This window comes from Clostridium sp. D53t1_180928_C8 (assembly GCF_015667795.1).
GTDB lineage: Bacteria > Bacillota > Clostridia > Clostridiales > Clostridiaceae > Clostridium.
The window spans coordinates 19369-32805 of record NZ_JADPEL010000004.1 but is presented as its reverse complement, the minus strand read 5'-3'; the positions used below and the strand labels follow the sequence as shown (position 1 = coordinate 32805).

The following is a 13437-nucleotide window of genomic DNA, read 5'->3' as shown; positions in this document are numbered from 1 at the left end:
AATAGAAAAGAAATGAGATTATATATATAATAGAGAGGTGAATATTTGTTATCCTAAGTAGGAATATTAAAAATAGTAGCAATAATATGAGGTGATAAGATGAAAAATTTAAAAGAAGTACTTTTACCAGAGATAGAAGAGTTTAGAAAAGTTGGACATAAGTTTGTTAATGGAGAAATGTCTGTTATGAACTTTAAACATGCATCAGGAGGAATGGGGGCATATGCTCATCGTGGAGGTAAAGAGTTTATGTTAAGACTTAGAATGCCTTCAGGGATAATAACTATGCCACAATTAAAGTTAATATATGATTGGGCAGAAAAATATAAGTTAGGTGGCTTACATTTTACTACACGTCAAGCAATACAATATCATGGATTATCAATAGATGAAGTATGTGATTTAATGAAAGAAGCTTTAGATAAGGATATATATACAAGAGGAGCTGGTGGAAATTTCCCAAGAAATGTTGCTTTATCTCCATTATCAGGTGTGGACAAAGAAGAGGCTTTTGATGCAACACCATATGCACTAGCTACTGGTGAGTATTTCATGGAAAGAATAACTACTTATAAGCTACCAAGAAAGTTAAAAGTATCTTTCTCTAATGCTTCAAGTGATACAGCACATTGTACAATTCAAGATTTAGGGTTTTTAGCTGTTAATAAAGATGGAAAAGACTATTTTAGAGTGTATTTAGGTGGTGGTTTAGGAAGAAATCCTAAATTAGCATTAATATATCCAGAACTTATAGAACCTAGTGAAGTATTAAATTATGTTGAAGCTATGGTTAGATTATTTAAGGCTGAGGGAAATTATGAAAATAAGGCGAAAGCTCGTGTAAGATACATGGTAGATAAGTTAGGTGAAGAAGGCTTTATAGCTGAATACAAGAAGTATGTTGATGAAGTTAAAAAAGAGGAAAACTATAAATTATCAGTAGAAGCTAAAAAATATGATAAAACAGGTATAGAAACAAGTATAACTAATTCTAGACTAGTAGAACAAAAACAAGCAGGGTTATATAGTGTTTATTTACATCCAGTAGGAGGACAAATAAAGCTAAGTGATTTAAAAGCTATAATAGATACATTAGAAAAATTTGATGATCCAGAAATAAGATTATCAATGACTGAAGGGGTGTATTTTAGAAACTTAAATGGAAAAGAGGCAGAAGAACTTTTAGAAGTTACAAATAATATGGGAGGATCAACTTCATTTGATTATAGTGTATCTTGTATAGGTGTACCAACATGTCAAATGGGTATATGTGAAAGTCAAGAAGTTTTAAGAGAAACTTTAAATCATGTTAAGAAAAATATTTCAAATATTGATTTATTACCTAGATTATATTTCTCAGGATGTGGGAATTCTTGTGGAGTTCATGAAATTGCTGAAATAGGATTTACAGGAAAGAAAAAGAGAATCAATGATGTAATACAAGAAGCATATGAAGTTCATGTTGATGGAAGCTTTGTAGAAGGAGAAGCGAGATTAGGAAAATGCTTTGGGGATATTGCAAGAAAAGATATTCCTATGTTCATTTGTGAATTAGCTAAAAATTTAAATGATGCTAATAAGCCATTTATAGAATATATAAAGACTAATGAAAATGAGTTTAAAGCATTAGTAGAAAAATATAATTGTTAGTAAATAATAATATTAATTAAAATTATCCACAATATACTATCTTTAGAATTAAAGAAGATATATTGTGGATTTATTATTATATAAAGTTATTACAAAGAGTCATATATAGTTGAAATAAAAGAAATAATCTGTATAATTAATCTATGAACTTAAAGAAATGATTTGGAGTGAACGAAAGTTATGAGAATGAGAAGAAAGCCTTGGGCAAGACCTGAGTTAGAAAGTTGCAAGTTTTTTGTGCAAAAACCAAGTGAATACAAAGGTAAATGGAAAGAGTTTTTTTGTAATGATAAACCTATATATATGGAATTAGGATGTGGAAAAGGAACATTTATGGCTGTTCATGGCTCAGAGAATCCTGGAATAAACTATATAACTGTAGATATAAAAGATGAGGTTTTAGTCTTAGCTAAAAGAAATATTGAAGAAGCTTATAAAAAAGTAAATCATGAAATAGATAATGTTGCTCTTATGTCTCAAGAAATATTATTAATAGATGATATGTTAGATGAGAATGATGTTATAAAAAGAATATATATAAATTTCTGTAATCCATGGCCTAAAGAACGTCATAAGAAAAGAAGACTAACTCATACAAGACAGCTTGAAAAATATAAGAAGTTCTTAGATAAAGGTGCAGAGATATGGTTTAAAACAGATGATGATGAATTATTTGAAGAATCTTTAGAGTATTTTAAGGAAAGTAATTTAGAGATAAAGTATATTACATATGACTTACATAATAGCGGATTTGAAGGTAATGTTACAACTGAACATGAAGATATGTTTACTGCACAAGGAATAAAAACTAAGTTTTTAATCGCTACATATAATTAAAAGTAAGAAAGGTTGCAAATTGCAATCTTTTTGCTTTATATATTGATAAAAATCCCTTTAAATATAAAAATAACCAAACTAATATGAAGTAAAAAGAAAAGCTAGAAATATATATAATTTATAACAATATTATTATTAAATATAAAAATGTAAACGTGCTGTTATTAGAAAAATAAAAATATTTATTGGGGATACTAAGTATATATTAAAATATTTATGTCAAATTTAATAAAAAGATAGTTAAATTTTTTGAATAAAGTTTTTGTTGTGTGTATACTAAGGCAGTTACATCTTAAGGTGTAAATACTAAATGTTGGTGGTAAATTATGATATATTTTATTATTATGATTATTTTTTCGCCTTTTACAGCTATTATTCCAGCTGTATATGCAGTTGGCATGTTGTTTAGAAAAAAAATAAAAGTAGAAAAAAATTATTGGAATATAAGTTTATTTTTATTGTTTGCATATTCTGTATTTAGCGGTATTGTAAATAAAAATATATTATCTTTATTAGCTTCCTTAGGGTTGTTTTTATATTTTGCTTTAAGTATATTTTGTCAAAATTATTTTGTGAAGATAAGTAGAATAAACATAGTTATTAAATATATAGTATATTTGAGTGTGATTGCAGCTATTGGAGGAGTAATAGAAAAAATAATATTTATTTTAGTGGGAATGCCTGAGCATAGGGTTTTTAGTTCTTTTGGGAATCCTAATATGGCAGGAGCATGGTTTGGAAATATAATATTAATGATTTTTTATTTAAAGTGTACAGAGAAAGGGAAAAAGGATGATATAATATATAATCTTTCAATTGTATTAATAATTGTAGCGCTGTTATTAACTGAATCAACAGGAGCATTTATTGCTTTAGTAGGAGCTATATTTATATATTATATATTAAAAGAAAAAAAGGATATAAAAGGGCTAATAGCTATTTCTATAACGGTAGCAGCAATAACTTTATTATTTATTACTGTTCAAAATAAGATAGCTAACACAACTCCTATAGGTGAATTTGTAACATCATTTAATTCACGATATTGTATCTGGATAGGGGCTATGAATATGATATTTAAGAAACCTATAACTGGATGGGGAATGTTAGGGATGATGCAAAGTGGATCTAATTTTGTTTATAGTAATGATCCAAGTTTACATAATAAGATAATTACTTTTCTAATTCATCCTCACAATTTATGGTTAACTTTCTTAGTGAGTTTAGGAATTGTAGGGTTTTTAATATACTTATATCTTAAATTTAATCTTTATAAAGATATGATAAGACTATACAAGTGTCATAATAAAATGTTGCCTTTAATTGCAGCAATAAATGCTATGGTAATTATTCAAGGAATTGTGGATTGTACTTTATATGCACCACAGTTAGGTATAATATTTATTTTTACAGGAGCCATTACTTATAATATGGCTAATGATAAAATGATTAAAAAAGCTAAATTAAAAGAAGAAAATAAAAAAGATAGAGATAATAAGGATATGGCAATTTAAAATACTATTTAAGGATAATTATATGTAAAAATATAGTTATCCTTTTTGTATATAAATTATTCTAGACTTTATGTAAACATACGTGTAAAATATAGTATTAGTCAAAGAGAAAAAGAAGTGAAAGGATGATTCAGTAATGGATGGAACATGGATAGAGGTAAGAGTAATAACTAAGAGCGAGGCTTTAGAACCAATATCAGGAATTTTTTATAGCTTAGATTGCAAAGGTGTTGCAATAGAGGATCCTGAGGATATTTTAGGAAGAGAACAAGGTCCATTAACATGGGATTTTGCAGATATAAATGTTTTAGAACATAAAGGTGAAGTTGCAGTTGTAAAGGCTTATTTTGCAGAAGAAGAGAATATTGAGGATGTATTAGCCTATGTTGATGAAAGATTAGTAGAGCTTAAAGAAATGGGAATTGATTTAGGAGAAGCTAAAGTTGAACATGAAAAAATGCATGAAGAGGATTGGGCTAATACATGGAAACAATATTATAAACCATCAAAGGTTGGAGAGAAGATTGTTGTTAAGCCAATATGGGAAGAATATGAAGCTGAAAATGGAGAATTAGTTGTTGATTTAGATCCAGGGATGGCATTTGGTACAGGTACACATGAAACTACAAGGATGTGTATTCAAGCTTTAGAAAGGTATGTTAAAGAAGATAGTACAGTGTTTGATGTTGGATGTGGTTCAGGTATATTAGCTATAGCTGCAGCAAAGTTAGGAGCAAAATTAGCTGTAGGTGTAGATTTAGATCCAGTTGCTGTTGAATCTTCAATTGAGAATGTAGGATATAATAATCTAGATAATATAGAAATATTGCATGGTAACTTAGTTGAAGTTATAAATGGAAAAGCTGATATAGTTGTTGCTAATATACTAGCAGAAATTATTTGTATACTTACAGATGACGTTAAGAGAGTTTTAAAAGAGGGTGGAACTTTCATAACATCAGGAATAATACATGATAGAGTTGATATGGTTTGTGAAAAACTTGAAGCTACTGGTTTTGAAGTTGTTGAGAAAAATAGAGATGGTGAATGGAACTGTATAGTTGCAAAATTAAAATAATTTTTAGGAGAGAATGAAAGAATGCATAAGTTTTTTACTCCAAAAGAATTGATTAATGGAGATGTAGCTAAGATAATTGGTGATGATGTAAAGCACATATATAAAGTGCTTAGAATTTCAGAAGGTGAAAAAGTTACATTAAATAATTGTGAAGGTATTGAATATTTAGGGAAAGTTATATCAGTTTCAAAACAAGAAGTTTTAATTGAAATATTAGAAACTCTTGAGAATAATAATGAAAGTGATATAAAAATATATTTATTTCAAGGATTGCCAAAATCGCAAAAAATGGATTTAATAGTTCAAAAAGGAACAGAACTTGGGATAACAGAGTTTATTCCAACAATAACTCATAGAGTTGATGTTAAATTAAAGGGTGAATTTAAAAAGCTAGATAGATTAAATAGAATAGCTTTGGAAGCAGCAAAGCAAAGTAAGAGAAGTATAATTCCAAAGGTCTCAGAACCAATAGAGTTTAATGAAGTTTTAGAAAGAATAAATTCTTTAGATTTATTAATAGTTCCATATGAAAATGCAAATAATTTTGGTATAAAAACATTAATGAATGAATTAAGAAAAGATAATACTACTAATGCTATTAAAAGTGTTGGTATATTTGTAGGGCCTGAAGGTGGAATTGAAGAAGAGGAAATTGAAAGACTTAAAGATAAAGGGGCTCGTATAGTGACTCTTGGAAAAAGAATATTAAGGACTGAAACAGCAGGATTTGTTGCTACATCTTTAATACAATATGAGCTTAGTGATTTAGGAGGAAATGATTAATGAAAGTTGCATTTGCTACATTAGGGTGTAGAGTTAATGTGTATGAATCAGAAGCGATGGCTGAAAAATTCATTAGAGAAGGATATGAAGTTGTTGATTTTAATGAGTTTTCTGATGTATATGTAATAAATACTTGCACAGTAACAAATATGGGAGATAAAAAATCTAGACAAATAATAAGTAGAGCAAGAAGAACTAATCCAGATGCTATAATTGCAGCAGTTGGATGTTATTCACAAATGGCGCCTAAGGAAGTTTCTGAAATACCAGGAGTAGATGTAGTTTTAGGTACAAGAAATAAAGGTGATGTAGTTTACTATGTTAATAAAGCTAAGGATGAAGGACAGCCGCAAGTTCATGTTCAACCAGTTCTTCAAAATAAAAAGTTTGAAGATTTAAAAATAGAAGATTATCAAGATAAAACTAGAGCGTTTTTAAAAATTCAAGATGGATGTAATAGATTTTGTACATATTGCACAATACCTTATGCTAGAGGATCAGTTTGTTCAAAAGATCCCAATAAGGTTTTAGAAGAAGTCAAAGAATTAGCAGCTCATGGATTTAAGGAAGTTATACTTTCAGGTATACATACTGCTTCATATGGATTAGATTTAGAGGGTAATATAAATTTAATCAATATAATAGAAGAGATAGAAAAGATAGATGGAATAGAAAGAATTAGAATAGGATCTATTGAACCTGCATTCTTTACTGAAGAAGTTGTTGAAAAGATTAAGGGCTTTAAAAAGCTATGTCCACATTTCCATTTATCACTTCAAAGTGGATGTGATGCAACATTAAAGAGAATGAATAGAAGATATACAGCTGAAGAGTATGAAGCATCTGTTAATATGTTAAGAGAAACATTACCAGATGTATCAATTTCTACAGATGTAATTGTTGGATTCCCAGGTGAAACAGAAGAAGAGTTTAATGAAACGTATGAATACTTAAAAAGAATTCATTTAACAAAGACTCACGTGTTTAAGTACAGTCCTAGAAAGGGAACTAAGGCTGCAGATATGCCAAATCAACTTGATGGAACTGTAAAAGATATAAGAAGTAAGGCTTTAATAGAATTAAATGATAAAAATGAGCATGCATTTACTGAAAAGTTTATTGGAAGAGTAATGGATGTTTTAATAGAAAAGGAAATTAAAGATAAGCCTGATTTTTATGAGGGATATACAAGAAATTATATAAAGGTAATAGTACATTGCATGTCAGCGGATATTACTGGTAAAATAGTAGATGTAAAGATTGAAGAGGCAGTAGAAGATTATGCTATAGCAAGCATGGTTTAGGAAAGTTAGTAGTTAATGAGTTTAAACATTAATTACTAAATTTATAACTAATAAAAAGGAGGTGAGTTTATGGAAGATTGTATTTTTTGTAAAATAGTAGCTGGGGAAATTCCATCTAAAAAAATATATGAAGATGATAAAGTACTTGCTTTTTATGATATAAGTCCAGAAGCGCCAGTTCATTTTTTAGTGGTACCTAAGGAACATATTGGAAGCGCTAATGAATTAACTGAAGAAAAATGTGAAATAGTTTCACATATATTCATGGTAATAAATAAAATAGTAAGGGAACTTGGTATTGCTGATTCTGGTTACAGAATAGTAAATAACTGCGGTGCTGACGGTGGTCAGACAGTAAATCATATACATTTTCATATATTAGGTGCAAGAGAATTAAAGTGGCCACCAGGTTAATAGAAAAATAGTATAAATAATATTGACATTTTTGTGACCCATATTGTATAATACAATATGTGTTATTAAGCCCGTAGCTGATTTAAAGATACTAATTTGAGCTAGCGGAGGGAGGGATAATAGATGTCAGAAATCAAAGTTGGAGAAAACGAAACACTAGAAAGTGCATTAAGAAGATTTAAGAGAAAATGCGCAAGAGCTGGGGTTCTTTCAGAAGTTAGAAAGAGAGAACATTACGAAAAGCCAAGCGTAAAGAGAAAGAAAAAATCAGAAGCTGCAAGAAAGAGAAAATTCAAGTAGTTTTTAATTTTTGAAAGAAGGTATTTAAGTATGCCAACAATAAAAGAAAGACTACAAGAGGACTGGAAGAGTGCATTAAAATCTAAAGATAAATTTAGAGCTAATGTATTAAGCAGTGCTAAGTCTGCTGTATTGCTAGTAGAAAAAACCGACGGTGTTACGCTTGAGGACGATAAGGTTATAGAAATATTAGCAAAAGAAGTCAAGCAACGTAAAGAAGCGATGCTTGAATTTGAAAAGGGAAATAGACAGGATTTAGTTGATCAGAATAAATCTGAGATTGAAATCTTGCTAGGTTACCTTCCTCAGCAATTAAGTGAAAAAGAAATTTTACAAATTGTAAAAGAAACAGCTACACAAATAGGTGCTGATAACATGAAAGACATGGGTAAGCTTATGTCAGCAGTTAGACCAAAGGTTGTAGGTAAAGCAGACGGAAAACTTGTTAGTCAGATTGTTAAAGAGTATTTAAATAGTAAATAATTAAAAGAACTCAATTTAGATTGAGTTCTTTTTTTATTTTTGTGATTTTCTTTAAATTAAAATCATAAAGTACATTGAGAGAGTATTATTTAAAGGAGAGAAACTATGGAAAATAAAATTAATAGAGGTAAAGAAATTTTGGTTGAAAAGCTTGATCTCCCTAAAGATGTATTATTAGATGTACCAAAGATTATTGTTACGGGAAGAAATGAGGTAACTATAGAAAATCATAAAGGAATAATGATATTTGAAAGAGATAAAATAAAAATAAATACCAATATGTCACCAGTAGAAATCAAAGGACATGATTTTGAAATATTATATATAGCTGCATCAACTATAACTATTAAAGGTTATTTTGATTCAATCGAATATGTGAGGTGAATAAAGAATGGCTTTTGATAAGATTAAAAAAGGAAAAATATTAGTTGAAATAAAAATATTAAATACTGAAAGATTATTAAATTTATTTTGGGCGAAAAATATAAGAGTATATAAAGTAAAGAAAAAGGATGTAGCAACATTACTATTAGAAATTGATTATTTAGATTATGCAGTAGTAAGAGAACATGTGGAAAAACTAGGTGGCAGAATAAAAATTATAAAAAGTAATGGGTTGGTATTCTTTTTAGGAAATATGAAGAAGAAATTATCTTTAGTTCTTGGTGGAGTCATGTTTCTATGTATTATATATTACTTATCTACTTACATATGGGCAGTAGAAGTAGATGTTCAACAAAATATACCACCATTTGAAATAAGAAAGCAATTAAATAGTATAGGAATTAGACCTGGAATTTCAAAACGATCTATTGATGTAAAAGAGGTAGAAAAACAGTTGGAAAATATAAGTTCTGAAATATTATGGTTAAGGGTAAGGATTGAAGGCTCTACGTTAAAAGTTGTAGTGGAGGAAAAAATAAATCCACCACAAGAACAAGAGTATGAGTATGGGAATTTGGTTGCCACTATGGAAGGGGAAATAAAGAGAGTTTATACATTTGCAGGAAGGTCTAAAGTTAAGAGTGGTCAGCTTGTTAAAGCAGGAGATGTTGTAATAGAAGGTATAGATGGAATTGAGGGGGGAGAGTATATTTTACCACCTAGAGGAATAGTTATAGCAAATACTTTCTATGAAAAATCTATGAATGTAAAAGTTAAAGGTACTACACTTGAAAGAAGTGGAGAAAAGGACAGTGATATTTATATAAGTATCTTTGGTAAAAAATTTTATCTGAAAAAAGCTATAAAAGATTTTGAACATTATGATAAAATAGAATTGAGTGGTAAATTATTTAATAAAGTGTTATATTATGAAAGAGTAGAAAAAGATATAAATTTATCAGAAGAAGATGCAATAGAAAATGCTATTGATGGTTTAGAAAAATCTTTAGTAAATGACCTAAGCAGAGATGCAAAGGTAGTAGATAAATTGGTAGATAAAGAAATGAAAGATGAAGAAAACTTATTAGTAAAAGTTGTTTTTGTTGTAGAGCAAAATATAGTAAGTGAGGATACAGTAAGCTATTAGATATTAGGGTAAGATGAGAAGGTGAACAAGATGAAAGATAAAAATGGTATAGGTAAAAGGATACATAAAGATAAGTGGAAAAGGATATTTTTATTTACTGTTACAGCAATATTAATATATTTTATAATAATGACAGTTGTGACACCTAAGAGATATGACTTCATTGAAGGAGATATTGCTAGTGTTGATATAAAAGCACCTAGAGATATTATTGATGAAGAAGCTACTAATGCAAAAGAGCAAGAAGTATCAGCTAAAGTAGAAAAAAAATTTACTCTCAAAAATGAGGTTAAGATTGAAGCGAGTCAGAATATAAAAACATTTTTTGATAAGTTAATTAATCTGAAAAGTAGTGAAATAGAGGAAAAAGAAAAAATTAATGAATTGAAAAAGATAGATAAATTCAAACTTGCCGATGCTCAATACAAGGCATTATTAGATTTAACTGTTGATAAGGATACAGAATTACAATGGATAGCATTAGCTGCAATTGATAAGGCGTATGAGAATCAAATAGAAGAGGGTAATAGTGAGGATATAGATTCAGCTAAGGCAACTGTAGAAGATTATTTGAATAGTCAGAATTTGGATTCTAATTTAGAAGAGATTTTAAAGGGAATGTGTAATAGTCAAGTAAAGCCAAATTACTTTTTTGATCAGACAAAGACAGATGAAGCTGTTAAAGAGGCATTAAAGAGTGTTTCTAAGGTTATGATAAAGAAAAATCAAACTATAGTAAAAGAAGGAGAGCCAATTACACAAAGACAAATAACAATACTTACAGAGTTAGGATTAGTGGGAGAGAATATAAGCAAGGATTATATATATACTTATATAATAATAGCATTTTATGTTTTATTTGTATTAGTTCTACAATACCTATATTTAAAAAAAGAGGAAAAAGAAGTAATTATTAATACTAAGCTTGTGTTTTTAATATTACTATTAAATCTATTATCCTTAGTAACAACTAGAGTTTTTGCTTTTGTATCATTATTTTTAGTTCCAATAGCTTGTTCTCCAATACTTATGACTGTGTTTTTAGATTATAAGGTTTCAGTTATAATTAATTCTTTAAATATGATGCTTATAGCAGTTATAGCAGGTTTTGATCCTCAAATTATTTTGGTAGGATTAGTTGGAACTATTGTAGCATCTACATCTTTAAAAAAAGTAAGTCAAAGAAATGACATATTATATTCAACTGCTTATGTGGCAATTTCTGTTTCTGTAGTTGTTTTATCAAGTGGAATACTTTTATCAAATAATATAAAAAAGATATTATTCGATATGTCATTAGCTGCATTAGGAGCGTTTATTTCAGGTATATTAGCTATGGGGTTATTGCCATTTTTAGAATCAAGTTTTAGTTTGGTTACTAATATGAAATTACTGGAGCTTTCAAATCCAAATAGTCCACTATTAAAAAGATTATTAATGGAGGCGCCTGGAACATATCATCATAGTGTCATGGTTGCAAATTTAGCAGAAGTTGCTGCTGAAGAAGTGGGAGCTAATCCGATGTTAGTTAGGGTTGGAGCTTATTATCATGATGCAGGGAAAATAAAGAGACCTTTTTTCTTTGGAGAAAATCAGTTAGGAGGAGTTAATCCTCATGATAAAATTTCACCAAGTCTAAGTGCATCTATAATAATTTCTCACGTTAAAGATGGCTTAGAATTGGCTAAAGAGTATGATGTTCCAAGTGTAGTAAGTGATATGATGATACAACACCATGGAACAACATTAGTAAAGTATTTTTACTATACTTTAAAGAATAGTAGTGATGACCCGGATAGTATAAAAGAAGAAGACTTTAGATATCCAGGACCTAAACCTCAAAGTAAGGAAGCCGCTATAATTATGATGGCAGATAGCGTTGAAGCAGCTGTAAGATCAATTCAAGAACCTACATTAGAAAAAATTGAAAATATGGTTAATAATATTGTAAAGGATAAGCTTAATTCAGATCAATTAAACGAATGTGATTTAACCTTTAGAGATTTAGAGATAATAAAAGGTTGCTTCTTAAAGGTATTAAAAGGTATTTATCATCATAGAATAGAGTATCCAAAAGAAAAGGGGAAAGAATAAAAGGGAGGGTTACCTCCCTTTTTAACTAAATTACGAATTAATTTCAACAGTAACTCCTTATAACTGCTTGTTAACCCTTTAACTTTTATTTTATTCGTAATATATTTGGATTGTTAAATAGTTAAAAAGGTATTATAATTATAAAACGATATTTTAAAATATACATAATTTAAATTAGGAAAAATGAAAGGAGAACTTATGTTATATACTGATAATAGGCAAAATAAACTAGAAGTAACTGATGAGCTTATTAATATTATAAATGAAGTTTGTGAACAATCTCTAAAAGAAGAAGAAATGAATGTTCCTTATCAGATTTCACTTTTATTTGTGGATAATGAAGAAATAAGAGAGATAAATAGAGATACAAGAGGAATAGATAAAGCAACTGATGTGCTATCATTTCCAATGTTAGATTATCCTCAAAATAAAGTATTTAAAGAGGTTTATAAGAATACTAAGTTTAATGAAATATATTTAGATGGTGATGAATTAGTATTAGGAGATATGGTTTTATCTTTAGAAAGAGCAAAAGAACAGAGTATAGAGTATAATCATTCTTTTAATAGAGAAGTATGTTACTTAGTTGTACATTCGATTCTTCACTTGTTAGGTTATGATCATATAGAAGATGAAGAAAAGAAAATAATGAGAAAAAGAGAAGAAGAAATATTGGGGAAGTTAAATATAACTAGATAAGTTGGGAATGGGGTGAGTAATTTATGGAGATGAAAAAATTATTAGAGAGTTTTAACCATGCAATTAATGGTGTGGTTGATGCTGCTAGAACTCAGAGAAATATGAAGATTCATATAATAGCATCTATTGGGGTTTTGATAGCTTGTTTTTTCTTTGATGTGTCAAAAGCAGAATTTTTAGCGTTAGCAATTACAATTACAATGGTTATTAGTGCTGAACTAGTTAATACAGCGGTAGAAGCCGCAGTAGATTTAAATACAAATTATTATCATCCTTTAGCAAAGGTGGCAAAAAATACGGCAGCTGGAGCTGTACTTGTGACAGCGATAAATGCAATATTAGTAGGATATATTGTATTTTGGGATAAACTTTCTAACTTTTCTTTTGAAGTAGTTTATAAGATTAAGCATTCAGAGCCATATATGATATTAATAGCATTAGTTATAGTTGTTTTATCTGTTGTTATAATAAAGGCTGTTTTTGGTGAAGGAACACCGTTAAAAGGAGGAATGCCTAGTGGACATAGTGCATTAGCGTTCTCTATTTCAACAGCTATAGCATTAATAACTGAAAAACCTATTTGCATAATATTAGCTTATTTAATGGCTTTTATTACCGCTCAAAGTAGGGTTGATTCAGAAGTGCATACTGTATTTGAAGTTATAGTTGGTGGAATATTAGGAATATTATTAACTTTATTAATTTTTACTATATTTAAATTATAGATTAAGGTTAACAATTAACTTAGAT

The 13437-nt window shown here is 28.8% G+C and carries 14 protein-coding genes; all 14 read left to right on the top strand.

The annotated features are described in order from the left end of the window. The first annotated feature begins 99 nt into the window (after nt 1-99). The 14 genes from I4V51_RS04220 to I4V51_RS04155 all read left to right on the top strand — a co-directional run bounded on the left by I4V51_RS04220 (nt 100) and on the right by I4V51_RS04155 (nt 13412). Nucleotides 100-1650 (top strand): nitrite/sulfite reductase, encoded by a 1551-nt coding sequence (locus I4V51_RS04220; RefSeq protein ID WP_195987065.1) that lies wholly within the window; start codon nt 100-102, stop codon nt 1648-1650. Nucleotides 1651-1830: 180 nt separating this feature from the next. Continuing rightward, on the top strand, nt 1831-2487 hold the full coding sequence (trmB, locus tag I4V51_RS04215; protein WP_195987064.1) for a tRNA (guanosine(46)-N7)-methyltransferase TrmB: 657 nt from the start codon (nt 1831-1833) through the stop codon (nt 2485-2487). 326 nt (nt 2488-2813) lie between these two features. Further along, a complete protein-coding gene (locus tag I4V51_RS04210) occupies nt 2814-4001 on the top strand; it encodes an O-antigen ligase family protein (RefSeq protein WP_195987063.1) in 1188 nt (395 codons plus the stop codon). A 136-nt stretch (nt 4002-4137) separates the two neighbouring features. Further along, a complete protein-coding gene (gene prmA / locus I4V51_RS04205; protein ID WP_195987062.1) occupies nt 4138-5079 on the top strand; it encodes a 50S ribosomal protein L11 methyltransferase in 942 nt (313 codons plus the stop codon). Nucleotides 5080-5100: 21 nt separating this feature from the next. After that, nucleotides 5101-5862 carry an RsmE family RNA methyltransferase gene (locus I4V51_RS04200; RefSeq protein ID WP_195987061.1) on the top strand — a complete coding sequence of 254 codons (762 nt, stop codon included), beginning with the start codon at nt 5101-5103 and terminating at the stop codon, nt 5860-5862. Then, on the top strand, nt 5862-7166 hold the full coding sequence (mtaB, locus tag I4V51_RS04195) for a tRNA (N(6)-L-threonylcarbamoyladenosine(37)-C(2))-methylthiotransferase MtaB (RefSeq protein ID WP_195987060.1): 1305 nt from the start codon (nt 5862-5864) through the stop codon (nt 7164-7166). The genes I4V51_RS04200 and mtaB overlap by 1 nt, the downstream gene beginning before the upstream one ends. A 69-nt stretch (nt 7167-7235) precedes the next feature. After that, on the top strand, nt 7236-7580 hold the full coding sequence (locus I4V51_RS04190; protein ID WP_195987059.1) for a histidine triad nucleotide-binding protein: 345 nt from the start codon (nt 7236-7238) through the stop codon (nt 7578-7580). A 123-nt stretch (nt 7581-7703) separates the two neighbouring features. Then, a complete protein-coding gene (gene rpsU, locus I4V51_RS04185; protein WP_003441547.1) occupies nt 7704-7880 on the top strand; it encodes a 30S ribosomal protein S21 in 177 nt (58 codons plus the stop codon). Between the two features lie 30 nt (nt 7881-7910). Continuing rightward, nucleotides 7911-8363 (top strand): GatB/YqeY domain-containing protein, encoded by a 453-nt coding sequence (locus I4V51_RS04180; RefSeq protein ID WP_195987058.1) that lies wholly within the window; start codon nt 7911-7913, stop codon nt 8361-8363. Nucleotides 8364-8468: 105 nt separating this feature from the next. Further along, nucleotides 8469-8747 carry a sporulation protein YqfC gene (gene yqfC / locus I4V51_RS04175; RefSeq protein ID WP_195987057.1) on the top strand — a complete coding sequence of 93 codons (279 nt, stop codon included), beginning with the start codon at nt 8469-8471 and terminating at the stop codon, nt 8745-8747. 7 nt (nt 8748-8754) lie between these two features. Next, nucleotides 8755-9894 (top strand): sporulation protein YqfD, encoded by a 1140-nt coding sequence (gene yqfD / locus I4V51_RS04170; RefSeq protein ID WP_195987056.1) that lies wholly within the window; start codon nt 8755-8757, stop codon nt 9892-9894. Nucleotides 9895-9924: 30 nt separating this feature from the next. Further along, nucleotides 9925-11988 carry an HDIG domain-containing metalloprotein gene (locus I4V51_RS04165; protein ID WP_195987055.1) on the top strand — a complete coding sequence of 688 codons (2064 nt, stop codon included), beginning with the start codon at nt 9925-9927 and terminating at the stop codon, nt 11986-11988. A 198-nt stretch (nt 11989-12186) separates the two neighbouring features. Further along, nucleotides 12187-12687, top strand: coding sequence for an rRNA maturation RNase YbeY (gene ybeY / locus I4V51_RS04160; protein ID WP_195987054.1), 501 nt, complete (start codon nt 12187-12189; stop codon nt 12685-12687). Nucleotides 12688-12710: 23 nt separating this feature from the next. After that, nucleotides 12711-13412, top strand: coding sequence for a diacylglycerol kinase (locus I4V51_RS04155; protein WP_195987053.1), 702 nt, complete (start codon nt 12711-12713; stop codon nt 13410-13412). Nucleotides 13413-13437: the final 25 nt, after the last annotated feature.

Bases quoted from the DNA above. Each gene is read 5' to 3' on its own strand.
- I4V51_RS04220 (WP_195987065.1), top strand. From the start codon at position 100: ATGAAAAATTTAAAAGAAGTACTTTTACCAGAGATAGAAGAGTTTAGA.
- trmB (WP_195987064.1), top strand. From the start codon at position 1,831: ATGAGAATGAGAAGAAAGCCTTGGGCAAGACCTGAGTTAGAAAGTTGC.
- I4V51_RS04210 (WP_195987063.1), top strand. From the start codon at position 2,814: ATGATATATTTTATTATTATGATTATTTTTTCGCCTTTTACAGCTATT.
- prmA (WP_195987062.1), top strand. From the start codon at position 4,138: ATGGATGGAACATGGATAGAGGTAAGAGTAATAACTAAGAGCGAGGCT.
- I4V51_RS04200 (WP_195987061.1), top strand. From the start codon at position 5,101: ATGCATAAGTTTTTTACTCCAAAAGAATTGATTAATGGAGATGTAGCT.
- mtaB (WP_195987060.1), top strand. From the start codon at position 5,862: ATGAAAGTTGCATTTGCTACATTAGGGTGTAGAGTTAATGTGTATGAA.
- I4V51_RS04190 (WP_195987059.1), top strand. From the start codon at position 7,236: ATGGAAGATTGTATTTTTTGTAAAATAGTAGCTGGGGAAATTCCATCT.
- rpsU (WP_003441547.1), top strand. From the start codon at position 7,704: ATGTCAGAAATCAAAGTTGGAGAAAACGAAACACTAGAAAGTGCATTA.
- I4V51_RS04180 (WP_195987058.1), top strand. From the start codon at position 7,911: ATGCCAACAATAAAAGAAAGACTACAAGAGGACTGGAAGAGTGCATTA.
- yqfC (WP_195987057.1), top strand. From the start codon at position 8,469: ATGGAAAATAAAATTAATAGAGGTAAAGAAATTTTGGTTGAAAAGCTT.
- yqfD (WP_195987056.1), top strand. From the start codon at position 8,755: ATGGCTTTTGATAAGATTAAAAAAGGAAAAATATTAGTTGAAATAAAA.
- I4V51_RS04165 (WP_195987055.1), top strand. From the start codon at position 9,925: ATGAAAGATAAAAATGGTATAGGTAAAAGGATACATAAAGATAAGTGG.
- ybeY (WP_195987054.1), top strand. From the start codon at position 12,187: ATGTTATATACTGATAATAGGCAAAATAAACTAGAAGTAACTGATGAG.
- I4V51_RS04155 (WP_195987053.1), top strand. From the start codon at position 12,711: ATGGAGATGAAAAAATTATTAGAGAGTTTTAACCATGCAATTAATGGT.